Source organism: Mesorhizobium sp. M0136, from assembly GCF_040322515.1.
Classification (GTDB): domain Bacteria; phylum Pseudomonadota; class Alphaproteobacteria; order Rhizobiales; family Rhizobiaceae; genus Mesorhizobium.
In genome coordinates this window covers 1-25,448 of record NZ_JAMYTP010000020.1, presented here as the reverse complement: position 1 = coordinate 25,448, position 25,448 = coordinate 1, and the positions used below count along the sequence as shown (strand labels likewise).

At 63.0% G+C, this 25,448-nt stretch carries 32 protein-coding genes and 1 pseudogene; 16 read left to right on the top strand and 17 right to left on the bottom strand.

Annotated elements, in window-relative coordinates; translation table 11 throughout:
- Positions 1 to 19: 19 nt before the first annotated feature.
- The 6 genes and pseudogenes from NKJ35_RS30955 to NKJ35_RS22580 all read right to left on the bottom strand — a co-directional run bounded on the left by NKJ35_RS30955 (position 20) and on the right by NKJ35_RS22580 (position 3,521).
- On the bottom strand, positions 20 to 166 hold the full coding sequence (locus tag NKJ35_RS30955; RefSeq protein ID WP_502904667.1) for a hypothetical protein: 147 nt from the start codon (positions 164 to 166) through the stop codon (positions 20 to 22).
- Positions 111 to 736, bottom strand: a pseudogene (locus NKJ35_RS22600) (SPFH domain-containing protein). The gene NKJ35_RS30955 and the pseudogene NKJ35_RS22600 overlap by 56 nt, the downstream one beginning before the upstream one ends.
- Before the next feature lie 44 nt (positions 737 to 780).
- Positions 781 to 2,172: an NfeD family protein gene (locus NKJ35_RS22595; protein WP_352649604.1), complete on the bottom strand. Its 1,392-nt coding sequence runs from the start codon at positions 2,170 to 2,172 to the stop codon at positions 781 to 783.
- A gap of 152 nt (positions 2,173 to 2,324) precedes the next feature.
- Positions 2,325 to 2,879: an RES family NAD+ phosphorylase gene (locus NKJ35_RS22590; protein ID WP_352649603.1), complete on the bottom strand. Its 555-nt coding sequence runs from the start codon at positions 2,877 to 2,879 to the stop codon at positions 2,325 to 2,327.
- The gene (locus NKJ35_RS22585) at positions 2,880 to 3,227 is read right to left on the bottom strand and encodes a hypothetical protein (RefSeq protein ID WP_352649602.1); all 348 of its coding nucleotides are present in this window, start codon (positions 3,225 to 3,227) and stop codon (positions 2,880 to 2,882) included.
- Between the two features lie 156 nt (positions 3,228 to 3,383).
- Positions 3,384 to 3,521: a hypothetical protein gene (locus NKJ35_RS22580; RefSeq protein ID WP_502904663.1), complete on the bottom strand. Its 138-nt coding sequence runs from the start codon at positions 3,519 to 3,521 to the stop codon at positions 3,384 to 3,386.
- A 78-nt stretch (positions 3,522 to 3,599) separates the two neighbouring features.
- Here NKJ35_RS22580 and NKJ35_RS22575 point away from each other — a divergent pair, with 78 nt between their 5' ends.
- Both NKJ35_RS22575 and NKJ35_RS22570 read left to right on the top strand, forming a co-directional pair.
- Positions 3,600 to 4,100 carry a hypothetical protein gene (locus NKJ35_RS22575; RefSeq protein ID WP_352649601.1) on the top strand — a complete coding sequence of 167 codons (501 nt, stop codon included), beginning with the start codon at positions 3,600 to 3,602 and terminating at the stop codon, positions 4,098 to 4,100.
- Positions 4,101 to 4,361: 261 nt separating this feature from the next.
- On the top strand, positions 4,362 to 5,072 hold the full coding sequence (locus tag NKJ35_RS22570; protein ID WP_352649600.1) for a hypothetical protein: 711 nt from the start codon (positions 4,362 to 4,364) through the stop codon (positions 5,070 to 5,072).
- 163 nt (positions 5,073 to 5,235) lie between these two features.
- On the opposite strand, the gene NKJ35_RS22565 is transcribed toward NKJ35_RS22570, so the two are convergent.
- The 4 genes from NKJ35_RS22565 to NKJ35_RS22550 all read right to left on the bottom strand — a co-directional run bounded on the left by NKJ35_RS22565 (position 5,236) and on the right by NKJ35_RS22550 (position 8,846).
- Positions 5,236 to 6,000, bottom strand: a complete 765-nt coding sequence (locus NKJ35_RS22565; RefSeq protein WP_352649599.1) for a pseudouridine synthase — start codon at positions 5,998 to 6,000, stop codon at positions 5,236 to 5,238.
- Positions 6,001 to 6,094: 94 nt separating this feature from the next.
- Positions 6,095 to 6,553, bottom strand: a complete 459-nt coding sequence (locus tag NKJ35_RS22560; protein WP_352649598.1) for a tetratricopeptide repeat protein — start codon at positions 6,551 to 6,553, stop codon at positions 6,095 to 6,097.
- Between the two features lie 88 nt (positions 6,554 to 6,641).
- Positions 6,642 to 7,286: a peroxiredoxin-like family protein gene (locus NKJ35_RS22555; protein ID WP_352475736.1), complete on the bottom strand. Its 645-nt coding sequence runs from the start codon at positions 7,284 to 7,286 to the stop codon at positions 6,642 to 6,644.
- Between the two features lie 813 nt (positions 7,287 to 8,099).
- Positions 8,100 to 8,846 carry a cation efflux transmembrane domain-containing protein gene (locus NKJ35_RS22550; protein WP_352475585.1) on the bottom strand — a complete coding sequence of 249 codons (747 nt, stop codon included), beginning with the start codon at positions 8,844 to 8,846 and terminating at the stop codon, positions 8,100 to 8,102.
- Between the two features lie 63 nt (positions 8,847 to 8,909).
- Here NKJ35_RS22550 and NKJ35_RS22545 point away from each other — a divergent pair, with 63 nt between their 5' ends.
- Entirely contained in the window at positions 8,910 to 9,335 is a 426-nt protein-coding gene (locus NKJ35_RS22545) for a MerR family transcriptional regulator (RefSeq protein WP_352649597.1), read from the top strand.
- Between the two features lie 301 nt (positions 9,336 to 9,636).
- Positions 9,637 to 10,227, top strand: coding sequence for a DUF922 domain-containing Zn-dependent protease (locus NKJ35_RS22540; protein WP_352475584.1), 591 nt, complete (start codon positions 9,637 to 9,639; stop codon positions 10,225 to 10,227).
- Between the two features lie 44 nt (positions 10,228 to 10,271).
- Here NKJ35_RS22540 and NKJ35_RS22535 read toward each other — a convergent pair whose 3' ends face one another.
- Positions 10,272 to 11,015: an SDR family oxidoreductase gene (locus tag NKJ35_RS22535; protein ID WP_352475583.1), complete on the bottom strand. Its 744-nt coding sequence runs from the start codon at positions 11,013 to 11,015 to the stop codon at positions 10,272 to 10,274.
- A gap of 320 nt (positions 11,016 to 11,335) precedes the next feature.
- Between NKJ35_RS22535 and NKJ35_RS22530 the strand changes: the two genes are divergently transcribed.
- The 7 genes from NKJ35_RS22530 to NKJ35_RS22500 all read left to right on the top strand — a co-directional run bounded on the left by NKJ35_RS22530 (position 11,336) and on the right by NKJ35_RS22500 (position 16,528).
- On the top strand, positions 11,336 to 11,959 hold the full coding sequence (locus tag NKJ35_RS22530) for an NAD(P)H-dependent oxidoreductase (protein ID WP_502901820.1): 624 nt from the start codon (positions 11,336 to 11,338) through the stop codon (positions 11,957 to 11,959).
- Between the two features lie 68 nt (positions 11,960 to 12,027).
- The gene (locus tag NKJ35_RS22525) at positions 12,028 to 12,360 is read left to right on the top strand and encodes an ArsR/SmtB family transcription factor (RefSeq protein WP_352475581.1); all 333 of its coding nucleotides are present in this window, start codon (positions 12,028 to 12,030) and stop codon (positions 12,358 to 12,360) included.
- 13 nt (positions 12,361 to 12,373) lie between these two features.
- Positions 12,374 to 13,060 (top strand): aquaporin, encoded by a 687-nt coding sequence (locus NKJ35_RS22520; RefSeq protein WP_352475580.1) that lies wholly within the window; start codon positions 12,374 to 12,376, stop codon positions 13,058 to 13,060.
- Complete coding sequence (arsC, locus tag NKJ35_RS22515; RefSeq protein WP_254819694.1) at positions 13,057 to 13,479, top strand: arsenate reductase (glutaredoxin); 423 nt, start codon at positions 13,057 to 13,059, stop codon at positions 13,477 to 13,479. The genes NKJ35_RS22520 and arsC overlap by 4 nt, the downstream gene beginning before the upstream one ends.
- Positions 13,480 to 13,548: 69 nt before the next feature.
- Complete coding sequence (locus NKJ35_RS22510; RefSeq protein WP_352649596.1) at positions 13,549 to 13,881, top strand: ArsR/SmtB family transcription factor; 333 nt, start codon at positions 13,549 to 13,551, stop codon at positions 13,879 to 13,881.
- Between the two features lie 44 nt (positions 13,882 to 13,925).
- Positions 13,926 to 15,308: an NAD(P)-binding domain-containing protein gene (locus tag NKJ35_RS22505; RefSeq protein WP_352649595.1), complete on the top strand. Its 1,383-nt coding sequence runs from the start codon at positions 13,926 to 13,928 to the stop codon at positions 15,306 to 15,308.
- Entirely contained in the window at positions 15,305 to 16,528 is a 1,224-nt protein-coding gene (locus NKJ35_RS22500) for an MFS transporter (protein ID WP_352649594.1), read from the top strand. The genes NKJ35_RS22505 and NKJ35_RS22500 overlap by 4 nt, the downstream gene beginning before the upstream one ends.
- 23 nt (positions 16,529 to 16,551) lie before the next feature.
- Here the strand turns inward: NKJ35_RS22500 and NKJ35_RS22495 are convergent, their stop codons facing one another.
- Both NKJ35_RS22495 and NKJ35_RS22490 read right to left on the bottom strand, forming a co-directional pair.
- Complete coding sequence (locus NKJ35_RS22495) at positions 16,552 to 16,776, bottom strand: hypothetical protein (RefSeq protein ID WP_254819690.1); 225 nt, start codon at positions 16,774 to 16,776, stop codon at positions 16,552 to 16,554.
- A gap of 231 nt (positions 16,777 to 17,007) precedes the next feature.
- A complete protein-coding gene (locus NKJ35_RS22490) occupies positions 17,008 to 17,373 on the bottom strand; it encodes a VOC family protein (protein ID WP_352649593.1) in 366 nt (121 codons plus the stop codon).
- Between the two features lie 144 nt (positions 17,374 to 17,517).
- Here NKJ35_RS22490 and NKJ35_RS22485 point away from each other — a divergent pair, with 144 nt between their 5' ends.
- From NKJ35_RS22485 to NKJ35_RS22475, 3 genes are read left to right on the top strand one after another with little or no spacing between them, the layout of a single operon-like run.
- Entirely contained in the window at positions 17,518 to 17,829 is a 312-nt protein-coding gene (locus NKJ35_RS22485) for a hypothetical protein (RefSeq protein WP_352649592.1), read from the top strand.
- Positions 17,830 to 17,837: 8 nt separating this feature from the next.
- Complete coding sequence (locus NKJ35_RS22480) at positions 17,838 to 18,749, top strand: sigma-70 family RNA polymerase sigma factor (RefSeq protein WP_352649591.1); 912 nt, start codon at positions 17,838 to 17,840, stop codon at positions 18,747 to 18,749.
- A gap of 31 nt (positions 18,750 to 18,780) precedes the next feature.
- Positions 18,781 to 19,020, top strand: a complete 240-nt coding sequence (locus tag NKJ35_RS22475) for a hypothetical protein (RefSeq protein ID WP_352649590.1) — start codon at positions 18,781 to 18,783, stop codon at positions 19,018 to 19,020.
- A gap of 69 nt (positions 19,021 to 19,089) precedes the next feature.
- Here NKJ35_RS22475 and NKJ35_RS22470 read toward each other — a convergent pair whose 3' ends face one another.
- Positions 19,090 to 20,247 carry a sulfite oxidase gene (locus NKJ35_RS22470; RefSeq protein WP_352475735.1) on the bottom strand — a complete coding sequence of 386 codons (1,158 nt, stop codon included), beginning with the start codon at positions 20,245 to 20,247 and terminating at the stop codon, positions 19,090 to 19,092.
- A gap of 655 nt (positions 20,248 to 20,902) precedes the next feature.
- Between NKJ35_RS22470 and NKJ35_RS22465 the strand changes: the two genes are divergently transcribed.
- Positions 20,903 to 22,423 carry an FAD-dependent oxidoreductase gene (locus NKJ35_RS22465; RefSeq protein WP_352649589.1) on the top strand — a complete coding sequence of 507 codons (1,521 nt, stop codon included), beginning with the start codon at positions 20,903 to 20,905 and terminating at the stop codon, positions 22,421 to 22,423.
- Between the two features lie 26 nt (positions 22,424 to 22,449).
- On the opposite strand, the gene dinB is transcribed toward NKJ35_RS22465, so the two are convergent.
- The 3 genes from dinB to NKJ35_RS22450 all read right to left on the bottom strand — a co-directional run bounded on the left by dinB (position 22,450) and on the right by NKJ35_RS22450 (position 24,697).
- Entirely contained in the window at positions 22,450 to 23,691 is a 1,242-nt protein-coding gene (dinB, locus tag NKJ35_RS22460) for a DNA polymerase IV (protein ID WP_352649588.1), read from the bottom strand.
- A gap of 113 nt (positions 23,692 to 23,804) precedes the next feature.
- Positions 23,805 to 24,263, bottom strand: coding sequence for a GNAT family N-acetyltransferase (locus NKJ35_RS22455; protein WP_352649587.1), 459 nt, complete (start codon positions 24,261 to 24,263; stop codon positions 23,805 to 23,807).
- Between the two features lie 71 nt (positions 24,264 to 24,334).
- Positions 24,335 to 24,697: a hypothetical protein gene (locus tag NKJ35_RS22450; protein ID WP_352649586.1), complete on the bottom strand. Its 363-nt coding sequence runs from the start codon at positions 24,695 to 24,697 to the stop codon at positions 24,335 to 24,337.
- A 190-nt stretch (positions 24,698 to 24,887) separates the two neighbouring features.
- On the opposite strand from NKJ35_RS22450, the gene NKJ35_RS22445 reads away from it, so the two are divergent.
- Positions 24,888 to 25,184: a hypothetical protein gene (locus NKJ35_RS22445; RefSeq protein WP_352507809.1), complete on the top strand. Its 297-nt coding sequence runs from the start codon at positions 24,888 to 24,890 to the stop codon at positions 25,182 to 25,184.
- The last annotated feature ends 264 nt before the right edge of the window (positions 25,185 to 25,448 follow it).

Below are 25,448 nucleotides of genomic sequence, written 5' to 3'. Positions count from 1 at the left end.
GAGGCGGGAGATTACGCGCTCAGCCGCCTCCACCTCCCTGCTTGATGAAATGACCGAGCAGGTCCATCGGCACCGGAAACACGACCGTCGACGAGCGCTCACCGGCGATGTCATGGAGAGCCTCGAAATAGCGCAGCTGCATGGCCTGCGGTGTCTCGGCCAGCATCTTGCCGGCCTCGACGAGTTTTGCCGCCGCCTGCTGTTCGCCGTCGGCATTTGATCACTTTGGCACGCCGCAGCCGTTCGGCCTCGGCCTGCTTGGCGATGGCGCGGACCATATTCTCGTTGAGGTCGACATGCTTGATCTCGACATCGGAGACCTTGATGCCCCAGGCATCGGTTCGCTGATCGAGGATCTCCTGGATGTCGCTGTTGAGCTTGTCACGTTCGGCCAGCATTTCATCGAGCTCATGCTTGCCGAGCACCGAGCGCACGTGGTCTGTGCCAGCTGGTTGGTGGCGGTCATGAAGTCTTCGACCTGGATCACCGCCCGCTCAGCGTCGACGATACGAAAATACAGCACCGCGTTCACTTTCACCGAGACGTTGTCGCGCGAGATCACGTCCTGCGGCGGCACGTCCTGGACCACCACTCGCAGGTCGACCTTCACCATCTGCTGCACGAAGGGGATGAGGATGATAAGGCCGGGGCCCTTGACCCCGGTGAAGCGGCCGAGCGTGAAGACCACGCCGCGCTCATATTCCCGCAGGATGCGAATGGCCGCGGATAGGAACATGACCACGACAAGTGCTGCTGCCAGATAGGCCACATAACCGATGATCATTGCCTTGCTCCATCGCTTCTCACATTGCGGCGCCGTATCGTCAGCACAAGATCTCTGACATCGGCCACCTCGACGCTGTCGCCCACTGCAAGCGGTTCGTCGGCCTTTGCCCGCCAGCGCTCGCCCCGGGCGAGCACGTGGCCCTCGCTGCCCTGCCAGTCGAGGACCTCCGCCGTCAGCCCCTGCATGGCCTGTGCGCCAACACGCGGAACGTTCTTGCGGGCCGCCCACAGATAGCTGCCGGTCAACAGTGCCAGGCCGAGCGTCAGGACGGCGGCGGTGCCGATAACGGCCCACGACATCTCGAAGCCGGGCCCCTCGATCCTGAGCAGCATGGCTGCGCCCAGCAGAAACGCAGCCACGCCTCCCAGCCCAAGGACCACAGTCGGGTTCAAGGCTTCGACGACCAGGAAGATGATGCCAAGCAGCATCAAGGCCAGGCCGGCATAGCTGATCGGCAGGAGATTGAGCGCATAGAGCCCGAGCAGCAGGCAAATCGTGCCGATCACGCCGGGCGCGACCGCGCCCGGGCTCGTGAACTCGAAGACGAGGCCATAGACGCCGACCAGCATCAGGATGACGGCGATGTTGGGGTCCGTGATGACGGCGAGAAGCCGGATGAGCCAGCCTGGCTCAAGCGTTTCAACCGGCAGCCCTTTGGTCGCCAATGCCTCTTTTTTGCCGGCGACCTCGACGGTCCGGCCGTCGGCCAGTTGAAGCAGCTCGGTGGTGTCGCGGGCGACGAAGTCGATGACATGCTGCTGCAGCGCCGCGCCGGCCGACAGGCTGGCCGCCTCGCGCACGGCCTTTTCTCCCCATTCGGCATTGCGCCCGCGCAATTCAGCCAGGCTGCGGATCAGGGCAACGGCATCGTTCGTCGCCTTGGCGATCATCGCATCGCCCGCGGGGGCGTTCTTCTTGTCCTTGTCCCCCTCGGGGCCATCGTTCTTGCCACCGGGAAACGATGGCAGCGGCCCGCCCATCTCGATCGGCGTTGCCGCGCCCAGATTGGTGCCGGGCGCCATCGCCGCCAGATGGGTGGCGTAGAGGATATAGGTTCCGGCGCTCGCCGCATGCCCGCCGGCGGGCGCCACATAGCCAATGACTGGAACCGGCGAGGCGAGAATGCCGGCGATCATCTCGCGCATGCTGGTGACCAGCCCGCCGGGCGTGTCCATCTGCAGGATGAGAGCCTCGACGTTTCGGTCCGCGGCCACCGCCAGCGCTTCCTCGAGCTGCCTGGCACTCGCCGGACCGATGGCGCCGTCGATCTCGACGCGCAACGCAATTTTCTCCCGGCCATTCGCCTCTCCGGTTGCGGAAGAGGGACAAACGGCCGCAACAGCCACGAAAGCCGCGGCAAGCAAAACCGCACGCGCGAGTTTCACGCTCAAAGCTCCACACCTAGGATATGGGCTGGATTTTGCCGAAATCCATGACGCTTCGCGGCGGGTGACGTCCCGCGGCTGTGCAGACCCGACGACATGTCGCGCCACATAGACGAGGTCGGCGGCCTTACCTGACGGTGGCGGGGCCGCCGCTAAGTCCAGTCGATTTCCCCGTGATCGGTCCTTGTCGTTATCGCTCCGGCCGGCAGCCGATCACAAAACGCGACGACGTTCAGGCAGTCATATCGCGCGCTGGGCACGATCAGACCGTCATAATCGAGGAAATATGCGGCCTCGCCGATGTCTTGCGACCTCGGATATTCGGCGTGCTTTTCCTGATACGAAAGCTGGCCGTAGCGCGAGGTGTCGAGGCCAAGGGTCTGCAAGGCTGCCAGGTCGAGCAGTCTGAGCGTCCTTTCCAAAGCAAGATCGATCTCGAAGAGATTGTATCTGACACGCGAAGGGACCACTGGCTGCCCCCGCGTCAGGTGGAATCTCATCTCGCTCAAGGCACCTTCGCGCTCTTGCGAGGTGTAGAGCACGTCGAATGTTCCATCGTCCCAACGGCCACCGGAGCTCGAGCATTGGATCGGGCTGCGGCCCTGGCGCGCGACACGCCAAACCGTTCCGGAGTATTCGACCGGAACTATTGCCTCGATAGCGTCGATGAGCCGGCTATCGCGTCGTTTCCGCCCGGCGATCGCCAACTAGAGAAAGACCTCGTTCTCAAGCCGATCGATGACTTTGAGCACGTCGAGAGCACGGTCGTCGTGAATGAGATCTATCGCCCTTTCACCGTTCAATTGCGGGTGGCGAGCGTAAAGCCAGGTGCGGATATCGCTTGGCTCGTAGAATTCCTGCAGTCGGCCGACGATATAGTGCAGATCCGATAGAATGAGCTCGGTGCGTGGCTGGGGCTTGATGTCGCCGGCCTTCCACCTCGAAACCGTGGCCTTGGACACGTCGGTGATGTTTGCAATATCGGTTCCCTTGAGACCGCCAAACGTGCCCAATTCGTCCAGGAATCTGGGAACCGCCCGCAACGCCGTAGCCATATTTTCTCTCCGGCTTCCAAGCCAGCTTCGCCCATGCGTGTCAGCCTGACACTTTGACTGCATCGGCGCATTTCGGTTTCACAAATGGAAAATATGAAACAGAGATGCAAATGTCAATTGCCGCTTCGGTTCGAGGGGCGTCCAGTGCCTGGTCGCTTAGGCCCGAAGCAGCGCCAGCTCTTCGGCGGTCAATTGGCGTGCCTTGCCCTTGGCAAGATCGCCGAGCTGCAGTGAGCCGATCGCGATCCGCACCAGCCGCAGCACCTCGACATCACTGGTAATGCCACGGGACAATTTGTTCTGTATGGTCCTTGATGCCACGTGGCTGACGATGGCTCGATGGCTTGGGAGGGGAAGATCATGCGAAGCGGCTTGGCGAAATTCATCGTGGCGGGTTGCGTCGCCGCTCAGGCCGCGCTGCAAGCGGCGCAGCCGGCATCTGCCGCGCCGTGCGGCTGGACCGCGAAACTGGAGGAAGACGAGGGCGGCAAAGTTCTGATGGCGTCGGTCTGCGGCGGATCGAATGGCGGCGCCCAGCTGACGCTGGCCTGTTTCGGCAAGCCGACGCTGAGCTATGATCTGGGCGACACCGGTCCCCAACTGGAGCCCAGCATCAGCGCTTCGTTCACGTTCAAGGCCGGGGGCAAGACGGTGACCAAGACGCTTCAACTCGAAGAGATGTACAACAACTTCACCGTGGAATTGGGCAGCGCCGACCCGATGCTGGCCCTGCTGCGTTCTAAGGGCGAGGTCACGGTCGTCTCGGGCAAATATGGAGAGAACAGCTTTCCGCTTGCTGGCTCATCCGCCGCCATCGGCAAGGTGCTGGCCCAGTGCGGCAAAGCCAAGGCTCCTTCCGACAATGAAGATTGATGAACCCCTCACATTTCGATTTGTATTACGCGAGACGTTGGTCGCGAATATAGAGCGTGATCCTGCTGACCTCGATCCCTGGACAGGGCTTGTCGAGTTGGAGGCCGAGGAAAGCAGCCTGGAAACCGCGATTCGAGGACGCTCGAAAACGTCTGCTCGAAGCGAAGGAGCGAGGCGCTCCGATCGACAATGTCGACCATCGCCTGGCCTTGATTGGACAAGGCCGTCGCCCTCTGAAGGTAGTCGAGTAAAGGAATGGCCATGAAACGTATGGTGTGGTCGATTTTTGCCATCCTATTTTCGACATGGGCGCACGCCCATGTTCCACCAACAGGCCCGGCTTATGCGAAGGATTTGTTCGCCAAGTTCGATGACCTTTTGCAGCAGCGCCGGATTGAAGGCAAATTGCCAAATCTTGAAGATCCAACGGACCGGGATCTACTGCACAAGATTTGGGACGGCGAGGCTTTGGTAGGTTCGCCGCCATACGATGAGAGCGACCTGGAAACACTGTCTTTCGCGATGGACAGAAGTGGGTCGCTGCTCGCGCTCTATGGTCAGGCTCGCCCGCCGCTTTTGCAGGATGAAGCCACGCAGTCGTTTGCACTTGTATTTCGGGCTGCTGCCGCTTCCCAGCTAGCTTTCAATGATTTCCTAGCGCACCAACCCAACGCTGCCGAAATGTTGCCGGCCAACGGAGCCAAAGCTCGAGGAGGCATAGAGAAAATGTTTCGTGGCGCCTCAATTTTTCTGGCTGACCCGGCGCTGAAGGAGGCGAACAAGATAGTTCTTGTTGAATCGCTGAGAGCAGATGGCGCCGCTCTCGCGCAGAGCATCTCTCCAGACCATCGCCAGGCTTTGATCGATTTGTTTGTCCCGTCGGTTGGCCAGCTTCCCATGCCTGCCCAAGAATCGCTCAAGATCTTTATGCAGAAAATCAAAGCCGCCGGCTGCGATCTGTGGGTGTGCTGACGGAATGTAATACCGACAGAGATTGATATCGGTCGAACCGATGTGAGCGATCAGTTAGGAATATCCGCCAGGAGTCGAAAGCGACCCTTGTCCGCCGCGCTCCTTGCTGCGTCACTTGGGCTTCGACTGGTAGCTGGCTGACTATCGAGTCGCCGCCAGCCGCTCAGGCCTGAAGCCGCGCTAGCTCTTCCGCCGTGAGATGGCGGGCCTTGCCCTTGGCAAGCTCGCCGAGCTGCAATGGGCCGATGGCGATCCGCACCAGGCGCAGCACCTCTATATCGTGGGCGGCGAGCAGCCGGCGGATATGGCGGTTGCGGCCTTCGTCGAGCACGATTTCCAGCCAGGCGGTGCTGGTGCCGCCGCGCAGCAACTCGATCGAGCGGGCCGTCAGCAATTCGCCGTCGACTGTGGCGCCGGCGCGCAACCGCGCCAGCATAGCCTCGTCGGGCAGCGCGCCGATCTGCACGTGATAGGTCTTGGCGACATGCGAGGCGGGGTCGAGCAGGCGCTGCGCGAGGCGCGTGTCGTTGGTCATCAACAGCAGGCCTTCGCTGGCCTTGTCGAGGCGGCCGACGGGCGAGACGAAAGGCAGGTCAAGCCCGGCCAGACAATCATAGACGGTGCCGCGGTCCTGCGGGTCGTCACGGGTGGTGACCAGCCCGCGCGGCTTGTTGAGCATCAGATAGACCTTGCGCTCGGCGGCGACGCGGCGGCCGTCGACCTCGATGCGGTCGCGGCCTGGATCGACGCGCATCGAGCCGTTGCGCACGATCTTGCCGGCGACCCGCACGCGGCCCTCGGCAACCAGAAGCTCGGCCTGCTTGCGCGAGCACAGGCCAAGCTTCGACAGCGCGCGACAGAGGCTGACGCCGGGAGGTTGGGTCCCGGGGGCAGGGCGCTGCCGGGCAATGTTCGGTCGCGGCGACATGGCGTTGGTTCTCGTTACGCGTTTCCAGTATAACCGGCTGCCGGCTGTGTCCATGCAAGGACTGGAATGTCGCCTCGGATGCATGTGGGCCCTGTTAGATGAGCCTGGCCAGCCTTGCGGCGTCGCGTATGGCCAGCACGGCATCCGGATTGGTCACGGGATAGGCAGTGATGAAGCGTTCGACTGAAAATTCGGGGAATTCGGCTTTCAAACGGGCGGCAAACCTGGCCGCTTCGCCGGCCTCACCCATGGCCGCATGCGCGAGCGCCAGAAACATCAGCACGTCCGGCGACTCCGGCGAACTCCGGCGGAGCGCTGCAATGGCTTGCCGGTGTCTGCCGGCGGCGAACAGAATGCGGCCCTGCATGCCGAAATACCAGGGCGGGGCCAGTGGGTTAAGCCGCATGGCACGCTCGATGAGCGGAATTGCCTCGGCCGGATCGCCAACGACAAGCGCCTTGCTGCCGGCAAGTAGCGGCAATATGCCGGCATGATTGAAAGCCGTATTCGAGAGCGCGCCGGTGGGCGCGCTCCGCTCCTTCGAGATCGCCAAGGCATGCTCTGAGGTTGCCAAGGCACGCGTGGGCGCAACTGTCCGTCGGGTCGCGGCGCAGTGCGTTTTCGGGACCTGGTTCCGCAGCCTAAGTATGTGCAACTTCGGAAGCTGCCGACATCAATTCCTCGGGATTCGGCGCTCTGAAGGTGTTGAGGCCATCCTCCAGAACTTCAGTGAAGTTCCAGCGTACGATGCCCGCCCGGTCGATTAGGAACTGACCGACAAGCTGCGCCTGGCTGGAAGCCATCGCCTGCTGATCGACTTCCGTAATCTCATAACCTTCCTTCTTGTTAAGAAATTCATTCATTGCCATGACGTCCATAGGCTCGGGCAACTCGCCCGGGAGATGGAACGGTATCGCCATGACCGTTTCCATCCCGACCTCGCGCAAGCCGAAGGCACGGTGCGAGGCCCGCTCCGGGTCGGATGCAGCGAGAAGATCGGGTGCCGGGTGGTAACGGAAATAGAGCCGCGCCCGCTCGACTGGCGTATTGACCACCGCCAGGCATTCGACGCCTTGCTCACGCAGGGCCGGCTTAAGTTGCGCCATCGCCGCGACATGGCGCCGGCAGAACGGACAGTGCAGGCCTCGGAACAAACCGATCAACAACGGGCTACGGCCTCGAAAATCATCGAGCGCGATCTTGCCTTCGCGTGAGATCGCATTGAGCACAACATTCGGCGCCCGGTCGCCCGGCTGCAGCGGGCGGTCAACATTACTCGTGGACATGGACAACCTCCTCGCCCTGGGTCAGTCAGGGAAAGCAGCACACCCAGCGTTTCGGAGGCGATCAAGTTGCCGGGGGCGAAAGCTTCCTGTGCCAAGGCAATAACTTTCGACCTCTGCCATATTGCCGAGGTCGAGATTACGCGTGTTGCAAGCTCATCATAGCACGAAAAATTCATCTGCGGGTCGCCCGTTTCGCGAGCCGTCTCGAGCGCCGCGGAACAGTGGGTCGCCTCATCCGTGGGGCGACGCAGCGGCGAAGTCGATTTTTCCTCCAGACGGGCGTCCTTGGTCGACTTGAGCCCTTGCGCTTTTTAGAAGCGCAACAAATAGCGCGACCGCGCGCATTGCGTGGTCCACTTCATCGGACGCGGCGCAAGTCGGTAACCTTCCGAATAGAATCCTCGGAGGCGGCTCCAGGTTAGACGTTGCAATTTCGCAGGCCCGCATCGGCCGCTGCGGCTGTGGAGGGCGGCATAGGAGAAGAACCATGCCCAGTTGGAACACGGGCCACATCGTCGGCCAGAAGTCTCCGCCCAAGGCACGAGAGGTCTGGAGCATCCGAACGCGACTGCAGTATCAGGTGCGGAACGCGATCTTGCGCTGTTCGATCTTGCCATCGACAGCAAGCTGCGGGGTTGCGACTTGGTCACGATCACCGTCGGAGACGTCGCCCTTTCCGGCAGCGTGCGTGATCAGGCCGTGATCGTGCGGAAGACAGGGAGCGGCGCTTTCACAAAGCGTCGCTCCGTGACCCGATTATAGACAACGAGACGGGTATCCTGGACATCCGCTCTTGCCCACATAACCAACAGATCATTCGGCAGGCACCGTCGTTCGGTCTGGTGCGCCTTCGCGGTATTCGCTCCAGGCCTGCCGCAGGATTTGCACCGATGAGGTTAGAAAGATACCGGCCATAAGTGCGGCGACGGTCAGATCCGGCCATGCGCTTGACGTACTCCAGACGCCGACAGCTGCGGCCATCACCACCATATTGCCGATCGCGTCGTTGCGCGAGCACAGCCAAACCGAGCGGACATTCGCGTCACCATCCTTGTAGGGTATCAGAAAACCAACGGAAGCAAGATTGGCGGCAAGGGCCAGAAAGCCGATGATGCCCATGACTTCCGCGCTGGGTACGCCGAGGATCAGCGTCTGATAGACGGTCGAGCCGAAAACCCATAGCGCCATCAGGCTGAGCGACAGACCCTTGAGCAGCGCAGCCGTTGCGCGCGTCCTCAAGCTCGCGCCGATGACCGCGAGGCTCAGCCCATAGGTGAGGGTGTCGGCGAGGAAATCCAGCGCGTCGGCCTTCAGCGCCTGAGAACCGGCAAGTGAGCCGGCAGTCATTTCCGTCAGGAACATGGCCGCATTAATAGCGATGACCGTCCACAGCACACGCTTGTAGCGCGGGTTCATGCCGTCAAAGACCGGCACGCCGTCCGAACAGCATGAGGCTTCCGCTGCACGATCATGTGAATGACCGTGCAGCTTCGCCGGCAGAACCAGCGGCGCCGGTCCCGCACAGCTTTTGGTTTTATGATCGCAGCAAGCTTCAGACATGGGGTGACTCCTCAGTGAAGACACTGTAGGATCTCTAGTGGCTAGAGGTTCAAGAGGCTTTTTATGGATTTGTCGATCGGTGAATTGTCTCGTCGCGCGGAGGTGAAAATACCGACGATCCGCTACTACGAGCAAATTGGCCTGTTGCCCGAAACGGGTCGAACCGAAGGAAAGCAGCGGCGCTATGGAAGGAGGGCAGTGGCGCGGCTTGCCTTCATCCGGCACGCGCGAGAACTCGGCTTCGAGGTTGATGCGATCCGTACGCTGCTTTCGCTGCAGGATGATCCGGATCAATCATGCGCCCGCGCCGACGAGATCGCGAAGGCGCGGCTGGTCGAGGTGGAGAAGCGCATCGCCAGTCTTAAGGCTCTGCGCAGGGAATTGCGGAAGATGGTCGAGGAATGCGCCTGCGGGCGGGTCGGCGAGTGTCGCGTGATCGAAACGCTCGCCGACCCAACGCATGCGCATGGGAAGTTGGCGGCAAGTTGATCGGAGAACCGGCGCACCTTCACAGAATGTCAACCCCGACTCGAAGCATTCAAGCGTCAGCTAGAAGCGATAACGCACTCCGACTTGCGCGAGCACAGGCCAAGTTAGACAGCGCGCGGCAGGCTGACACCGGGAGGCTGGGTCCGGGGGCAGGGCGTTGCCGGGCAATGTTCGGTCGCGGCGACATGGCGTTGCCTGTGGATTCTTGTATACGAGCATCCCAGTATAGCCGGCTGCCGGCTGTGTCGCGAAAGGGAACTGCTCGCCACTTGCATCGATCACGGCGGCTGCGAGGACTTGCATGAAAACAGCCGTTCGCCTTTGCCTGCTGCTCGCCTGTCTGCCGACATCGCTGGCGCATGCCGGCTGGCAGGCGGTCGAGAAGGTCGAGACCTATGCCATCTCGGGGCAGTCCGGCCCGGAGCTTTATGCCTCGATTGGCGGGCGCGGGCCGCTGCTCGGCGAGCGCCGCGTCATCGCGCATACCAATTTCAAGCTGACCTGGGTGAGGGACTACCAGCCGCAAGGCGACGCCTGCGTACTGGTGTCGGCGCGGCCGAAGCTGATCATCACCTACACCTTGCCGAAGCCGGCCGCGCGGCTGCCGGGCGCAATCCAGAAGAACTGGGAGATCTTCTCAGCCGGCCTTGCCGCCCACGAGAAGGTGCATGGCGCCAGCATCATCGACATGGTGCATAAGATCGAGGCGGCCACCATCGGCCTGACCGTCGCCGATGACCGCGGCTGCAGCAAGATCAGGACCGAAGTGACGAGACGTCTCGCCGGAATTTCGCAGGCACAGCGGCAGGCGAGCCGCGATTTCGACCGGGTCGAATTCGGCCCGGGCGGCAAGCTGCGGCAGCTTGTGTTCGCGCTGATGACCGGCGGATGATGCTGCAGGGCTGCGGGGACGGCAGGGTACCACCTTTGCGGCCCTCACGCCTGCTCGGTCGGATAGAGGGTCAGGATGTTGACGTTGACCCGTGGCGGCTGGGTCACGGCGTACAAGATGGCGGCGGCGATGTCCTCGCTTTCCAGCTGCTCCATGTCGCCCAGCCTTTGCTCGACCGCTTGGCGCACATCGGCGCGCATATTCTGGGTGAACTCGGTCTTGACGGCGCCGGGCTCGATGCAGGTGACGCGGATACCGTCCTTGCCGATCTCGCGGCGCAGCGATTCCGCCATCGCGCTCACCGCGTGCTTGGTGCCGGAATAGACCACCGAAGGGTGGATATAACGGCCGGTGCCGGACGAGACGACGACGATGTGGCCGGCGCCTTGCCGCTGCATCGAGGGCAGTGCCGCATGGATCGGATAAAGCAGCCCGAGAATGTTGACGTCGACCATCCGGCGGTACTCTTCCGGCGTCGTGTTGCGGAACGGCGCGGCGACGCCGACGCCTGCAACCGCAAGCAGAATGTCGAGCCGGCCGTACTCCTGCTGGACCCGTTCGACCATCGCCGTGGCTTGCGTCTCGTCGGTGACGTCGACGACAATCGGCAGCGCTGCACTGCCGGTCTCACGGATCCGCCTCGCCAGATTGTCCAGGCGCTCGGCGCGCCGCGCAGCAATCACCAGCGTGGCGCCCTCGGCCGCCAGCGCCAAGGCGGTGGCCTCGCCGATGCCTGAGGAGGCACCAGTCACCAAGGCGATCTTGCCGCTCAGTTTTCCTGTCTGCATCTTTTTCTCCCGAGGTTTTGGATACGCCCTGAAGCTAGGTGCGGATGCTCTGAAAGCAATGCTTATGGGCGACTGAAGGACCGGACGGCTTGCGGGACAGAAGGGCCGGGACAGCGCCCTCCGGCAAGCCCATGTCTGCGCAATTCTCTTTGAGCGAACGAGCGGGCCTTGACGTGACTGGAGCTGTTGCGTCTTGATACGGGGTGCGGGGCTTCGCATGAAAACAGCTGATCGACTATGTCTGCGGGTGGCTTGTTTGCATGCGACGCGCCTGCAGGCACCACCGCGATCCTCTCGTGACCGACCGGGCTGAGCGCAAGATGAAGGTCCTCGTCGTCTATTGCCATCCCTGCACGGACAGCTTCAATGGCGCCGTCCGCGATATGGTGCTGGAGACGCTTGCCGAACGCGGCCATCAGGTCCACCTGCTCGACCTCTATGCGACCGGCTTCGATCCAGTCATGCGCACGCAGGAGTGGCGCGGCTACCACGACAAGGCGGCGAACCTGCAACCCGTGCACGAACATGCGCAGGAGCTGCTCTGGGCGGAGGCGGTCGTCTTCATTTACCCGACCTGGTGGTATGGCCTGCCGGCGATGCTGAAAGGCTGGCTGGAGCGCGTGCTGGTGCCGGGCTTCGCTTTCGAGATGCCGACCGCACGCCGCGGTCCACGGCCCAAATTGCGGCACATACGCCGGGTGATGGCGATGACCACATGCGGTGCCACGCCGCTGATGTCGTGGATCATGGGACAGCCCGGCCGGCGAACCCTGCTGCGCGGCTTCCGCTCCGTCTGCCATCCGCTGTGCCGGACCAAATTCGTGGCGCTCTACCGGATGGACAGCGTATCGGCCGCCGGTCGCCAAGCGCATCTGCAGCGGGTCAGAAAAGCGGTTGCCGGCCTTGGTCGCGCTGATGCGGTCGCCGCCACAGTGCCTGGCTGATAAGCTAGGCGAGCCGTCACCGGCACAGGCGCGTTGACTCTATTCCCCATTTCTGGAAATCTGGAAATATGGACAAGACGCTCGCCCTTTCGGCACTTGCCGCGCTCGGCCAGGAGACCCGGCTGGACGTTTTTCGCCTTTTGGTGCGGGCCGGCGCCGAGGGCGTAGCTGCGGGCGAGATCGCCTCACGGCTCGCCGCGTTGCCGAATACGATGTCGGCCCATCTCAAGATCCTGTCCCATGCCGGCCTGGTGCGGACCGAACGAGAGGGCCGCAGCGTGCGCTACTTCGCCGATATGACCGGCTTTCGCGATCTGCTGGCCTACCTCATGGAGGATTGCTGCAATGGCGCGCCGGAACTTTGCCAGCCGGTCATCCAGGCCGTGACCTGCAACTGCTAGGGGGAGGTTCGTCTTGGCCAATCTTTCCCGCCGCCTTGCCGCCGAAGCCCTCGGCACAGCTCTGCTGGTCGCCACCGTGGTCGGCTCCGGCATCATGGCTGACAGGCTGAGCAATGATGTCGCCGTCTCCCTGCTCGGCAACACCTTGCCGACCGGGGCGATCCTGGTCGTGCTCATCACCATATTCGGGCCGATATCCGGAGCGCACTTCAACCCGGCGGTGACGCTGGTATTTGCGCTTCGACGCGAGATCGAAACGAACGCAGCGCTTGCTTACGTCGCCGCCCAGATTGCCGGCGGCATCGCCGGAACGTTGCTCGCGCATGCGATGTTCGAACTGCCGATCCTGCAAGTGTCGGCGACGGTGCGGACCGGAAGCGGGCAATGGATTGCGGAGCTGGTTGCCGCCTTCGGGCTGGTCTTCACCATCCTCGCCGGCCTGCGCTCACGTCCGGATTCGATCCCCTGGCTGGTCGGGCTCTATATCACCGCCGCCTATTGGTTCACCGCGTCGACATCCTTCGCCAATCCGGCCGTCGCCATCGCCCGTGCGTTCTCCAACACGTTTGCCGGGATCCGCCCCGCCGATCTGGCGGGGTTCATCGCCGCCGAGCTTTTGGGCGCGTTGCTGGCCATGGCATTGGCAGGGTGGCTGCTCGTCCAACCGAAACCAGTCCGACAGATGAAAGCTGCGCAATGACCATCACCATCTACCACAACCCCGATTGCGGCACCTCGCGCAACACGCTGGCCATGATCAGGCAGTCCGGCGAGGAGCCGGAGGTGATCGAATATCTGAAGAACCCGCCATCGCGGCAAAAACTCGTCGAGCTGATCGCGGCGATGGGCATGACGCCGCGCCAATTGCTCCGAGAGAAGGGCACGCCCTATGGCGAACTCGGCCTGGGCGACCCCAAGTGGAGCGACGACGAGATCCTCGATTTCATGCTGGCGCATCCCATCCTGATCAACCGGCCTATCGTGGTGACGCCGCTCGGCACCATGCTCGCCCGACCCTCCGAAGCGGTGCTCGATATCCTGCCCAATCCCGATATCGGCCCGTTCACCAAGGAGGACGGCGAGGTCGTCATCGACGCCAGCGGTAAGCGCGTCGGCTAGATATCGTCTTATTTCGATCTTTGTCGAAATTCTCTTGACGTGCAGCGATTCTGGAAATAGCTTATTTCCATGAAGCTCGAAAAAGCAGCCGCGCAACTTGAAGCCCTCGGCAGCCCGACGCGGTTGCAGCTCTATCGGACGCTGGTGCGAGCCGGCGATGAGGGGCTGCCGGTTGGGCGCATCCAGGACAGGCTCGGCATCGCCGCCTCGACGCTGTCGCATCACCTCAAGCGGCTGGTCGACACCGGCCTGGTAACGCAGGAGCGCCAGGCGACCACGCTGATCTGCCGGGCCAACTATCCCGCCATGAACGGGCTCATCGGATACCTCGCGGACGAATGCTGCGCCGACGGCACCTGTGCGCCGGCATCGGCGGAAGCGGTCGCCAAAACGGCGGCGTGATTTTTTTGGCATTCTAATTCGAAATTACCGGAAGGACGGAAGATATGGATACGATCGAAAAACTCCCTGTGGCGGTGATCGGCGCCGGGCCGGTCGGTCTGGCGGCAGCGGTCCACCTCATCGCGCAGGGCATTCCTGTCAAAGTCTATGAAGCCGGCAATGCGGTTGCATCCAATCTCAGGGATTGGGGCCATGTCCGGGTGTTCACGCCCTGGCGCTATTGCGTCGATCAGGCGGCCAGAGACCTGCTCGAGGCGCATGGCTGGCGGATGCCCGAGCCCGAGGCATTCCCGACCGCGGACGACCTCGTCGCGGACTATCTCGAGCCGCTTGCAAAGCTTCCGCAATTGTCGCCGTCGATCGAAACCGGCGCCCGCGTCGTCGGCATTTCGCGCTGGGGCGCCGACAAGGTGCTGAGCAAGGAACGCGAAAACCGGCCATTCATGCTGGTAGTCGAAACCTCCACCGGCACCAGGCGCGACAGCGCCCGCGCCGTCATCGATGCGTCGGGAACCTGGCAGATGCCGAACCCGCTCGGCGCCGGCGGAATTCCTGCAGAAGGCGAAGCCGAATTTGCCGACCGCATCGCCTACGGCATACCCGATATTCTCGGCCGCGACCGCAGCCTTTATGCGGGGAAGACGACGCTGGTCGCCGGCTCCGGCCATTCCGCCGCCAATGCGGTGCTGGATCTCGCCAGCCTGGCAAATGTGGAGGCCGGCACGGCTTTCATCTGGACAACGCGCGGCACCGATCTGGTGCGCATCTATGGCGGCGGCGATGCCGACCAATTGCCGGCACGCGGCGAACTCGGCGCCGAAGTGCGCGAACTCGCCGAGAGCGGCGGCGTCAGGCTGGTGACGGGCTTTGCGGCTGTTTCGATCCGCGATGCCGACGGACGGCTGGTCGTCGAAGGCCGGACCAGGGACGGTTTGCAGGCGCTTGGCCCGGTCGACCGCATCATCGCCGCGACCGGACAACGCCCGGATCTGTCGCTGACGCGCGAGCTTCGGCTCGAGCTCGATCCGTGGCTGGAAAGCGTCAAGGCACTGGGGCCGCTGATCGATCCCAACGAGCACTCCTGCGGCGACGTGCCGCCGCACGGCCACCGCGAGCTCAGCCATCCAGAGCAAGGGTTCTATACGGTCGGCATCAAGAGCTATGGCCGCGCGCCGACCTTCCTGCTGCTGACCGGCTATGAGCAGGTCCGCTCGGTCGCGGCGGCGATCGCCGGAGACATGGTGGCGGCCGACAATGTCCAGCTCGTGCTGCCGGAGACCGGCGTCTGCACCGTGCCGACGATCGGTACTGCCGATAAGGGGTGCTGCGGCGGTCCGGCGCCCGCCGCTTCGGATGCCTGCTGTGTCGCCGATGTCGACGCAAAGGCGATCGGCAAAAGCGGTTGCGGCTGCAGCGTCGCCGCATGAGCCTTTCGCCGCCTTCGACGGCCATCCTGCGCAGCCGCGGCGCGATCATAACCACGCTTGGCCTGACGCAGATCATGGCGTGGGGATCGTCCTACTATCTTCCCGCGGTCATTGCACCGGCGGTCTCCTCCGATACCGGCTGGCCGCTGGCATGGGTTGTCGGCGGGCTGTCTCTCGGCTTGCTCATGGCGGGATTGATCTCTCCGCGCGTCGGTTCATCGATCGAGCGGCATGGCGGCCGCAACGTCCTGGCATTCAGCGCCGGATGCATCGGGGTCGGCCAGATCGGGCTAGCCCTTGCTCCCAACCTTGCGGCCTATATCGCTGCCTGGCTGATCATCGGACTGGGCATGGGTGCGGGGCTCTACGATGCCGCTTTCGCCACGCTTGGCCGCCACTACGGCCACGGCGCGCGCTCCGCAATCACCGCGCTGACGCTGTTCGGCGGTCTTGCGAGCACGATCTGCTGGCCGATCTCAGCCTTGCTGCTGGGGGAGGTCGGCTGGCGCGGCACCTGCCTGGTTTACGCCGCCTTTCAGCTGGCAATTGCGCTTCCGCTCTATCTGGTGATCCTGCCCCGCGCGGCGCCGCAACCGGCAGTCAAACCAGAATTGCAGGAGGCGGCACCGGTCCTGGAAAACAATATGGATCCGTCGATCATGATCGTTCTGGCCGCGACCCTCACGCTTGCGGCGGTAATCTCCTCGACGCTGTCGGTGCATCTGCTCACCATCCTGCAGGGCAGCGGCATGGCGCTGGCCGCGGCCGTCGGGCTCGGCGCTCTGGTCGGCCCGTCTCAGGTGGCGGCGCGCGCGATCGAGATGATGATCGCGCGCTACCACCATCCGATCCTGACCAAGTTCGCCTCGGTTGCCTTTGTGGCGATCGGCGTTTCGGCGCTCTGGGCCGGCATGCCAATCATCCCGCTGGCGCTCGGTTTCTATGGCGCGGGCATCGGCCTCGAATCCATCGCACGGGGAACGCTGCCGCTCGCGCTGTTCGGCTCGAACGGCTATGCGAGACTAATGGGTCGCCTCGCCATGCCGAGCCTGATCGCCCAGGCGGCGGCACCCTCGGCCGGCGCATTGCTGCTGGAGCGCTTCGGCCCGCATGGGACGTTGGCCGCGCTTTCCGGTCTGGCGCTGGCCAACGTCCTCCTGGCATGCGGCTTGGGCTGGCGGATGCTCCGCCGGCGGGAATCGCAGGTTCAATCCCGATAGGATTTGACCAGCGTTCACCCCCTTCACCTGGGTAGCGGGAGATCTTCTAAGGGGTCGGCAAGGAAGGATGCGGCGATCAGATCGTCAGCATCCAGCCGCAGGGAGCCTTCGGCGCCTCCCATGATGGCGGCAACTTTCTGAAACGTCTTCATCTCGTGCTCGGTGATCTGGGCGCTTCGCATTCTGGCTTTGAGGTCAGCAACGCGCAGCCCCAAACTGTGGGACATTCCGATTTTACGGTTCGACATGGTAAGATGCTCCTCCCCGGCCCATGTTTGTTTTGCCACCCGCCCTTATTCGCAGTTCCTCCGCCTGCCTAAATATGAGGCATCGCGAATACAGCGCCCGAACGCCCGATGCAAGGGAAGGTTCCGGCGCGCAGAGGTCACGAAATAATAATGCGAAGGAAGCACGGCCGATGGTCCGGCCGGAGGTAGGACTTAGGTACGACGCCCCGCCAGACAGAGGGTTCCGGAGGCTTATCGGCTGGCGAGGACCATGCGGTTGCCTTCGCTGTCGCGAAACTCCGCCACCATGCGGCCCGGCTGCCACGGCGCCTCATGAGGTTCGGTGACGATCTCGACGCCGCCCGCCTTCAACGCCGCGGTCATTGCTCCGACATTTTCGTCGACCAGCACCAATACCGGCTCCGCGGCGGGGGTGTCGTCGGCGCGCCTGATGAAATGCAGGTTCGTCACGGCATGCGGAAACGCCAGCTCGATCCAGCGCCAGCCGCCATCGCCCATCTTCTGGTCGGCCAGCACCTGACAGGCGAGATGCCTGGTGTAGAACGCCTTGGCACGGTCCTGATCGAACACTGGAAGCTCGGCAAACTGGATATGCATGATCGTCTCTCCTGCTTGATGGCTGCCGCGCAGCCGCCCACGCGGGAAAGACGATGCGGGCAACCGAAAAGATTCTTCGGTAATGAGAATCTTTTCAGCGCGGCCGGTCGTCCTTCGTTCATACCAACCAGTCAGGAGACGACGATGAACTATGCGCTCATTCGATATGGTGTGAACCAAGCCGACCTGGACAATAACCGCGCGCTGGTCGAAAAAGTGTTCGAAGCGCTTGGCGAGGCAGCACCGTCGACGGTCCGCTATCTCGTACTCGAGCTGGACGACGGTTCGTTCGTCCACATCGTCGGTCAGGACGGCGATTCGTCGGCGCTGACCGGGCTTGCGGCCTTCAAGGCGTTTACGGAAAACCACGCCCAGCGCCGCTCCACCCCGGCAATGCGATCGCCTGTCAAAGTCATCGGCAACTATCGTATGCTGGCGGATCAAAAAGCCGGGTAGCGCCTGCCATGCCGCTCGCGCAGAAATGGGACGCTACGCCGAAAATGAACAGGGCGACTTTGGAGGCGATGCTCATCGAGTTGCGGCCAAGGCTGCATCGTTACTGCGCGCGCATGGCCGGCTCGGTGATCGACGGCGAGGATATCGTCCAGGAGGTGCTGATCAAGGCGCTGCAGGCGATCGACGGCGGCGCGATGGTCGAACGGCCGGAGCAATGGCTGTTTCGCATCGCCCACAATGCCGCGCAGGATCATCTGCGGCGGCGCAATCGGGAAAGGTCGCGCATGACCGAGGCCGACATGAGCGTCATCGAGGATCCCTCCGGCAGCGCCGACAGCCGGCTCGCCGCCCAGACCGGCCTGCGCTCCTTCATGCAGCTTTCGGTGCCGCAGCGCAGCGCCGTGATCCTGGTCGATGTGCTCGGCCTCAGCCTGCACGAGACCTGCGAAGTCACCGGCGCGACGCTCGCCGCCACCAAGGCCGCGCTGCATCGCGGGCGGGCGCAGCTCAAGCTGCTGGCCCTGCAGCCCGAGCAGGCGCTCGCGCCGAGGCTCGACGCCGATGACGAGCGCCGGCTGCGGCGCTATGTCGACCTGTTCAACGCGCGCGACTTCGACGCGGTCAGGGCTCTGATCGCCGAGGACGTCCGGCTCGATGTCGTCAACCGCGTCCGCCTGCGCGGCAAGGCCGAAGTGTCGACTTATTTCGGCAATTACGACCGCGCGACCGATTGGGCGCTGTCGCTGGGCTTTGTCGACGGCCGGCCGGCGATTCTCATCCGCAACCCTGGGGACCCGGACGGCGCCGTGCGCGGCTTCATGCTGGTCGAATGGCGAGACGAGCAGGTCGTCCAGATCCGCGATTTCCGCTACGCACCCTGGTGCTTGCCCGATGCGGAGATCAGTACGATAGAGCGGTGAGGGGCTTGCCGAGATGGCGCGCGGAGGCGACGTGGCCAAGGTTGCGCCACCGAACAAGTCTGCCATCGCCTCGGCCACCAAGCTGAAGGGGTCCGCGTCCGATTTCGGGGAGCGGTATCGTCGCGAAGAGGATCTACGGCCCACAGCCGTCATGCTCGATATAGAGCGGCGCCAGCTTTCGGATCAGGCAGCCTCTTCCTGGTTGACCCAAACGCAATTGCCACATGGCAGCAAGTTCTTAGAGCGGTTCCGGCTCTCCTGGAACCGGTAGCCCGCTCTAACTATTTGTTTTGCCGCATTTATGCGGACGCAAAATGATTCCATTTGGCTGCAAAATGCTCTAGCCGATACGCACGCGGCGCGTCACCTGGCCATTGCTCTCCCAGTATGTGTGTTTCTTGGCAATCAAGGGATCGTCCATCGCCGGTTGAATTTGTCCCGTGGTGCTGACCGCGCGCGAGGTCACCGTGTGTTCTCCAGGAGAGGGATTTGCCCAAGCCAGGGACCAAATTTTCCAGGCGTGTTCTGCCTCCTCACTGTGGTCAATGGTCGCTGGTGCCCAAGGCCCCTGGTCGATTTGCACTTCGACCCGGTCGATCGGCGCCCCCCAGGCTGCGCCAACGATGCGGTAATCTGAGTCTTTCCGGGTAACCTTCGCAGGCGCGGACTTTATCAGCGCTCGCCCGACTGACGTCTCGGCCCATACGGTCTCGCCGTTGTGGTCCTCCTCCCGGATGGTCACATAGTCACGGGCCATCAGAAGGCTCATGAACCGCGTATCGCGAACCTCGATGCGCTTTAGCCACTTGACGTTGGCGATCCCGTACCAGCCTGGCGCAATGAGCCGTACCGGGAAGCCATTGGGCGCCGGCAAGACGGCTCCATTCATTTCATAGCAGAGGAGATTATCGGGGTTCATCGCGTCGGCGAGCGACATGCTGCGAGCGAAGTTCTGCTGCATCTTGACGTCGCGTATTGCGACCTCGCCTTTGTCAGTACCGAAAAAGACGACCTCGATGCCCTTCTCCAGAACGCCGGCTTCCTCGAGGATCGGGGCGAGCGGCGTCCCAGCCCAGCGGGCATTGCCGATGCCGCCGGTGAAAAAGGGAAACCCGTGGTTGCCCGAGCATTCCACTGTGAAAACGACCTCCTGCCGCGGTCGTGCCCTGATGTCGGCGAGCGTCAATTTTAAGGGCTTCTTGACCAGGCCTCCGATCTCCATCGACCATGTCTTCTCGTCGATCGTTGGTCGGTTGAAATGCGAGATGCTGAAGAACTTGTCGTTTGGCGTTATCCAGCTATCCAAATCCTCCCAGACAAGCTGCTTCTGGATACCTACCGGATCGGGATTTTCGGTCGGCTGATCCAGCCATGGAATAACCTCCTCGCTCGGCCGTGTTGGAAAAGCGTAAGCCCGACGCGAGGTATAGAGAGCAGCAATTGCGGCAAGAGCCGCGCTTCCTTGAACAAGAAGTTCTCTGCGCTGAAAATCAGGCATGTTGTTTACCTCCCAGTTGATCCGGAACGGGCTGCAACGTGCCTTCGGCCGTAGCCTGATCACGGATAGGCGACACAATGTGAGGTCTGCCAACCCGGAAATATCCGGATAGCTCAGACGATCACCGACGCAAGTCAGGCATGTGAAGCGTTGGACGAAACTCTGGCTCGCGTTTCGCATGCCAAGAGTGCGCCTTTGAGAAGGAAGTGTCCACAACTTGGACGGGACATGATGATGATTGAGACATTCCATGCCGATTTTCGGTCCTGCCAAATCGTTGCTGCTCGGATCGCTGCCGAACGCCCGCTTCTGGGTCATTTCGGGACCTTCGTGGGTTCTCGTCGAACCGGTGTTTCCTGGTTCTCGTCGAACCGGTGTTTCCTGCCGGCCGGTGGGTTGGCCGTGCGGCCGGCACCGCCCTGATCGCTTGGGGCGGTGCAACGCTTGTGGTCTGACGACCAGGGCTGCTTCGAATCTCGCATTTGCAGGAAACGATACCTCCTGACGCAAAGTGCATCGCACCGCCCCAGCCAGGCCGGCTCACAACGCGTCGGGGCGGACCGGCGGTGACGTCAAGCTTACGCAGGCATTCAGGCGTCGAGGAACTTTGAACCCTCGCGTCCGTTTACCGGCTATCACGTCTGGAAGTTCCGCCATGAATGTCAGCGATGAAAGGACTGTATCGCTTTGGGCGGCAACCGAAGTCGCGCCTGAGGCGGTTCCGCTCGAGCGGAGTGAACAGGTCGATGTCATGGTCGTCGGATCTGGCATTGCCGGACTGTCGGTCGCCTACGAACTGGCCCTCGCCGGGCAAAAGGTGGCGGTGCTCGATCGCGGCCGGATCGGAAGCGGCATGACGGCACGCACCACCGCGCATCTGTCGTCGATCTGCGACGACTATTTTTCGGAACTGATCAAATTGCGCGGCGAGGAACTGGCGCGGATTTACTACCAAAGCCAGTCGGCGGCTATCGACCGTGTCCAATCGATCCAGGAAGCAGAGGGTATCGCGTGTGATTTCCGCCGCCTCGACGGCTTTCTGTTTCCGGCGTCAGGCAGAAGGGAATCCGTCATCGAGCGCGAACTGGGCGCCGCTCTGAAGATTGGTGTCGACGTCGAGAAAACCGCAGGCGTGTCGTTTGCAGGCTTTTCGGATACGCCCGTCCTTCGCTACGCCAATCAGGCGACATTTCACCCCCTCGAATATCTCCGCGGGCTGGCTGCGGGCATTCGCGCGCGCGGCGGCATGCTTTATGCGCAGACCATCGTCGACAAGGTCGCGGAGACCGACGGCGGCGTCCGCGTAAGCACGGTCTCGGGCTTTACCGTGTCTGCCAGATCGGCCGTTGTCGCCACTAATTCGCCGATCAACGATCGGGTCGCGCTCCACACCAAGCAAGCGCCGTATCGGACCTACGCGATGTCGTTCGAGATCGCGCGCGACGTTTTGCCGGATGCACTCTATTGGGACACGCTGGATCCCTATCACTACGTTCGCCTGCAGCCTGGTGAAGGCAAAACCGACTTTCTGATCGTCGGTGGTGAGGACCACAAGACAGGGCAGGCCGACGATGCCGACAACCGCTTCGCGGCCCTGGCGGACTGGATCAAAAAATTGGTGCCCGATATCGGCGCGGAAACCAATCGATGGTCCGGGCAGGTGATGGAGACCGTCGACTATGCCGGGTTCATCGGCCGCAATCCCGGCAACCGGCATGTCTTCGTGGTCACCGGCGATTCCGGTCAGGGCATCACCCATGGGGTTGTTGCCGGCCAATTGGTTTCCGACCTGATCCTGAAGGGGGAAAGCCCTTGGCGGGAACTTTACGAACCCTCCCGCAAGACGGTACGGGCGATCGGCGACTATTTGGCGGAGAATGCGACAGCGATCAGGAGTTTTGCCGAGTATGTCGCGCCTGGCGAAATCGATTCCGCCGATAAGCTGCGGCCGGGAGAGGGCGCTATCGTGCGCGAAGGGCTTACCAAAGTCGCGGCTTTTCGCGATGAGGACGGCACGCTCCACAAACGCTCGGCCGCATGCACCCATGTCGGCTGCCACGTTCATTGGAACTCATTGGAACGCTGCTGGGACTGCCCCTGCCACGGCTCGCATTTTGCCGTCGACGGCACGGCTTTGAACGGGCCGGCCGTATCGCCCCTGGCTCCTGTCGGATAATTCTTTTTTCGCCCCCGCCGCGCAACTCACAATTCCTTCTCGGCCAGCTCCCGAAATGCGTCGGGAACCGACCGCTGTAGTCCGAGCGCGACCGAGGCGTAGCCGACCGCCTCCCAGCCGAATCGGTCGCGGATCTTGTCGATGGCGCGATCCGCGGTCCAGCGCGCCGCGCCCTTCCGGGTGCCGAGGCGGCGGCGGTCGTCGTCGAGCCCGAGCGGCAGTTCCAGTTGCAGGCCGGCATGCTGCTCCAGATGCGATACGGCGATCGCCAGCAGCGAGATTGTCTTTTCGTGCGGATGGTCGATGAGCACCTTGCGCACCAGCGCCTCGGCGATTTCGGCCAGCATGGCGGTTGCCGAAATCGGCTGGTCGAGCGTGACCGAGCGCGTCACCGAGCGCAAATCGGCAAAGCGGACACGAACCGTCACCGTGCGGCCAGGCCGGGATTTCGCACGCAACCTGGTGGCGACCCTGTCGGCCAGATGCAGCAAAGCGGGGACGAAGACCTGCTCGTCGGCCGGTTTGCGGCCGAGCGCCGATTGCGCGCCGGCCGAGCGCGCCCGGCGCTGCGTCTCAAGCTTGCGCGGATCGCGGTTCCACGCCAGCGCGTTCAGTTTCTCTCCCGCCGCCGGCCCGAGCAGGCGCTCCAGCGCACCACTGTTGGTCTTCGCCAACTCGCCGATGGTGTTGACGCCGATACCGGCCAGCCGCTCCCTAGTGACCGGGCCGACACCCCACATCAGCTCGACCGGCAGGTGGTGCAGGAACTCCAGCTCGTGGCGCGGATCGACCACCACCAGCCCGTCCGGCTTTGCGACCTGTGAGGCGATCTTGGCCAGATGCTTGGTGCGGGCCACGCCGACCGAGATCGGCAAGCCGAGCTCAGCCCGCACGCGGCGGCGTATCTTGCCGGCGATCTCGGCCGGCGAGCCGAACAGGTGGGTGCAGCCGGCCACGTCGGCAAAGGCCTCGTCGATCGAAATCCGCTCGACCACCGGCGTGAAGTCGCCGAGCACCTTGATTGCCGCATCGCCCAGCCGCTGATAGTCCTTGAAATGGCCGCCGACGAAAATGAGTTGCGGGCAGAGTTCCCGCGCCCGCCGTCCCGGCATGCCGCCGCGCACGCCGAACGCCTTGGCCTCATAGGATGCGGCAAGCACTACCCCGCCGCCGACGGCAATCGGCTTGCCGCGCAAGGCCGGGTCGAGCAATTGTTCGACCGAGGCATAGAAGGCATCCAGATCCGCGTGGAGGATGTTGGCTTCCATCCGGCCCGTTCGCCTGCGGCCGCTCGAAGGCCGCATTGTCTCGCGTTATGATAGGAACATAAAGAGAACATTGCGGGCGAATTGTCAAGCAGCGTGGAGGCTGCCGCCGCAACCTACAGCGCCATCTTGTAGCCGAGATGACTGGCGGTGAAACCGAGGCGCTCGTAAAAATCGTGCGCTTCCCGTCGACCTTTGTCTGTGGTGAGTTGGACGAAGCTGCAATTGCGCGAACGGCACGTTTCAATCGCCCATTCGACCATCAGCTTGCCGACGCCGCGCGAGCGCCATTGCCGGGCGACGCGAACGCCTTCGATCTGGCCGCGCCAGGCACCCTTCCTGGAGATACCCGGAAGGAAGGTGAGTTGCAGGGTCCCGACCACTTGCCCGGCCTCGACAGCCACGGCCAGCAACTGGTTGGGGTCGGCATCGATTGCGCTGAAGGCATCGAGATAGGATGGCGCAAGCGGCGTGGATGGGTCTTCCCGGTCTGCGCCGAGCACATCGTCGGCAAGCATTGCAACGATCGCCGGCAGGTCGGGCGCCTGCGCGCGACGGAATTCGATCTCGCTCATCGCGCGAAGACATACGGTGCGACGTCGGCGATCGCAATATCCGTTTTGACCCGCAAGGGAGGTCCGCGCCTTCAGGCGGTCTCAAACGCCCAGAGGCGGTGGCCGTAGCGGCGGAAGAAGCGGGCGAAGAGGCGCTGTTGCCTGGCGCGGGCGAGGTCGGCGGCGCGCCTTTCCTGCCGCCAGCGCGGCATGTTGCGGAACATCGACAGGAAGCGGGCGGCGTCCTCGAGTGCCTCCTCGGCTGGCTGCGCCGGACGGATCGCCGCCAGGAACAGAGCGCGGCTCGGCTTCATCTGGTCAATCGCCGCCTTGCGCTGGCGATGACCCTGGCGTGCCTTGCGGATGCCGTCCTGGCGGATGGCCGCGAAAGCGGCAAGCATGGCCGGGCTGTCGCCGCTATAGCCGCAGGCATGGGCGAACTGGGCTGGGTTCATCGTCGCTCCCTTGCTGCCGGCCGGCCGCGGTTCTGTGGCTCGCGCCGATTCCAGCCCGCAGCCAGATATAAGCATAACTCAAATAATTGAACAAGTGAAACTTTCACGTTGATGTAAGCGGAACCGACTCGACTCCGCTCCAAAAACCGATAATGATGTGAACAAAGCAGGAACAACGATGGGGGTGGCCATGGCATTGGCGGGCAAGGAAGCGACGATCGCCGATGTCGTCTCGATTGCCGTCGAGTGCATCGATTGCGGCCGCAACAGGTGGTGGAAGCCGGCCGAGCTCAAGCGGCATGGGGTGAGGCCGGAGACGCCGCTATCAGCGCTTTCGGGGCGCCTCATCTGCAAGGCCTGCCGTGCCGATGGCCTGCCGGGCGCCGCCGTTTCGATCCAGGCCGCCTTCATCGACGACCGGCAACGGGTGCGCGCCGAGGCGCGCCTGCTCAACGGTCGAGAGCCGGAGCAGTCGAGGCGGGCTTGAGGGGGGAACTTCCTTCTCCCCTTGTGGGAGAAGGTGGATCGGCGCGTAGCGCCGAGCCGGATGAGGGGTGCTGGAAGAAACTCGGCGTTAAAATATGGAACGATTTTAAAGCCTTACGTAGCGATCCGTCCGGCACCCCTCATCCGACCGAGCTTCGCTCGGCCACCTTCTCCCACAAGGGGCCTGTTGCGTAATTCGCTGATTGTGATTCTCTGAGACGAAGCTCGGAGGGAATCGCGATGGCAGTGAAGCAGATGGGCCAGT

Bases quoted from the DNA above. Each gene is read 5' to 3' on its own strand.
- NKJ35_RS30955 (WP_502904667.1), bottom strand. From the start codon at position 166: ATGCTGGCCGAGACACCGCAGGCCATGCAGCTGCGCTATTTCGAGGCT.
- NKJ35_RS22585 (WP_352649602.1), bottom strand. From the start codon at position 3,227: ATGGCTACGGCGTTGCGGGCGGTTCCCAGATTCCTGGACGAATTGGGC.
- NKJ35_RS22570 (WP_352649600.1), top strand. From the start codon at position 4,362: ATGAAACGTATGGTGTGGTCGATTTTTGCCATCCTATTTTCGACATGG.
- NKJ35_RS22565 (WP_352649599.1), bottom strand. From the start codon at position 6,000: ATGTCGCCGCGACCGAACATTGCCCGGCAGCGCCCTGCCCCCGGGACC.
- NKJ35_RS22555 (WP_352475736.1), bottom strand. From the start codon at position 7,286: ATGTCCACGAGTAATGTTGACCGCCCGCTGCAGCCGGGCGACCGGGCG.
- NKJ35_RS22550 (WP_352475585.1), bottom strand. From the start codon at position 8,846: ATGTCTGAAGCTTGCTGCGATCATAAAACCAAAAGCTGTGCGGGACCG.
- NKJ35_RS22545 (WP_352649597.1), top strand. From the start codon at position 8,910: ATGGATTTGTCGATCGGTGAATTGTCTCGTCGCGCGGAGGTGAAAATA.
- NKJ35_RS22540 (WP_352475584.1), top strand. From the start codon at position 9,637: ATGAAAACAGCCGTTCGCCTTTGCCTGCTGCTCGCCTGTCTGCCGACA.
- NKJ35_RS22535 (WP_352475583.1), bottom strand. From the start codon at position 11,015: ATGCAGACAGGAAAACTGAGCGGCAAGATCGCCTTGGTGACTGGTGCC.
- NKJ35_RS22530 (WP_502901820.1), top strand. From the start codon at position 11,336: ATGAAGGTCCTCGTCGTCTATTGCCATCCCTGCACGGACAGCTTCAAT.
- NKJ35_RS22525 (WP_352475581.1), top strand. From the start codon at position 12,028: ATGGACAAGACGCTCGCCCTTTCGGCACTTGCCGCGCTCGGCCAGGAG.
- arsC (WP_254819694.1), top strand. From the start codon at position 13,057: ATGACCATCACCATCTACCACAACCCCGATTGCGGCACCTCGCGCAAC.
- NKJ35_RS22510 (WP_352649596.1), top strand. From the start codon at position 13,549: ATGAAGCTCGAAAAAGCAGCCGCGCAACTTGAAGCCCTCGGCAGCCCG.
- NKJ35_RS22505 (WP_352649595.1), top strand. From the start codon at position 13,926: ATGGATACGATCGAAAAACTCCCTGTGGCGGTGATCGGCGCCGGGCCG.
- NKJ35_RS22500 (WP_352649594.1), top strand. From the start codon at position 15,305: ATGAGCCTTTCGCCGCCTTCGACGGCCATCCTGCGCAGCCGCGGCGCG.
- NKJ35_RS22495 (WP_254819690.1), bottom strand. From the start codon at position 16,776: ATGTCGAACCGTAAAATCGGAATGTCCCACAGTTTGGGGCTGCGCGTT.
- NKJ35_RS22490 (WP_352649593.1), bottom strand. From the start codon at position 17,373: ATGCATATCCAGTTTGCCGAGCTTCCAGTGTTCGATCAGGACCGTGCC.
- NKJ35_RS22485 (WP_352649592.1), top strand. From the start codon at position 17,518: ATGAACTATGCGCTCATTCGATATGGTGTGAACCAAGCCGACCTGGAC.
- NKJ35_RS22480 (WP_352649591.1), top strand. From the start codon at position 17,838: ATGCCGCTCGCGCAGAAATGGGACGCTACGCCGAAAATGAACAGGGCG.
- NKJ35_RS22470 (WP_352475735.1), bottom strand. From the start codon at position 20,247: ATGCCTGATTTTCAGCGCAGAGAACTTCTTGTTCAAGGAAGCGCGGCT.
- NKJ35_RS22465 (WP_352649589.1), top strand. From the start codon at position 20,903: ATGAATGTCAGCGATGAAAGGACTGTATCGCTTTGGGCGGCAACCGAA.
- dinB (WP_352649588.1), bottom strand. From the start codon at position 23,691: ATGGAAGCCAACATCCTCCACGCGGATCTGGATGCCTTCTATGCCTCG.
- NKJ35_RS22455 (WP_352649587.1), bottom strand. From the start codon at position 24,263: ATGAGCGAGATCGAATTCCGTCGCGCGCAGGCGCCCGACCTGCCGGCG.
- NKJ35_RS22450 (WP_352649586.1), bottom strand. From the start codon at position 24,697: ATGAACCCAGCCCAGTTCGCCCATGCCTGCGGCTATAGCGGCGACAGC.
- NKJ35_RS22445 (WP_352507809.1), top strand. From the start codon at position 24,888: ATGGCATTGGCGGGCAAGGAAGCGACGATCGCCGATGTCGTCTCGATT.